At 55.3% G+C, this 438-nt stretch carries 1 protein-coding gene and 1 pseudogene; both read right to left on the bottom strand.

Features of this window, described 5'->3' with window-relative positions:
- Positions 1 to 185: heme exporter protein CcmD (ccmD, locus tag ETC05_RS17435; protein WP_171661559.1), on the bottom strand; the 185-nt coding region annotated here is incomplete at its 3' end.
- Positions 182 to 438: pseudogene (gene ccmC / locus ETC05_RS17430) on the bottom strand (heme exporter protein CcmC); the annotation flags it as partial. The gene ccmD and the pseudogene ccmC, both read right to left, overlap by 4 nt.

The raw sequence follows: 438 nt of genomic DNA, 5'->3' as shown, positions 1-438 counted from the left end.
GCACGTAAACGCGCCTCACGCGCCCGCTGTTGCGCCACGCCACGCAGAATTGCGCGATGCTGCATCACCGAGTGCACGACCAAAACCACCAGAGGAATGACGGTCATCACCACCGCCAGCCAGACAAAAAAGGCGTAACCGCCCACTGCGAAAAATTCATTCCAGGAAGCAAATGCAGGGGTCATTTACGGCCTCTTTTCAGTATCAGTTCACTCACCCACGGACGGCGTTTTTCCATCAGCAAAATCAAATTACGCATCCGCATCAGCGTCAGCGTGGCAGACAGGAGCAGGAAGCCAAAAATCGACCAGCGCAGCGGCGAACGCATCGCCGGATCGATACTTTGCTGCATCCGCGTTGATCCCTGATGCAGGGTGTTCCACCACTCCACGGAGTAATGAATAATCGGCAGATTCACCACGCCAATCAGCACCAGAA

This window comes from Geobacillus sp. BMUD (assembly GCF_013096845.1).
Lineage (GTDB): Bacteria > Bacillota > Bacilli > Bacillales > Anoxybacillaceae > Geobacillus > Geobacillus vulcani.
The sequence above is the reverse complement of the archived record's forward strand: the minus strand, read 5'-3'. Positions and strand labels throughout refer to the sequence as shown.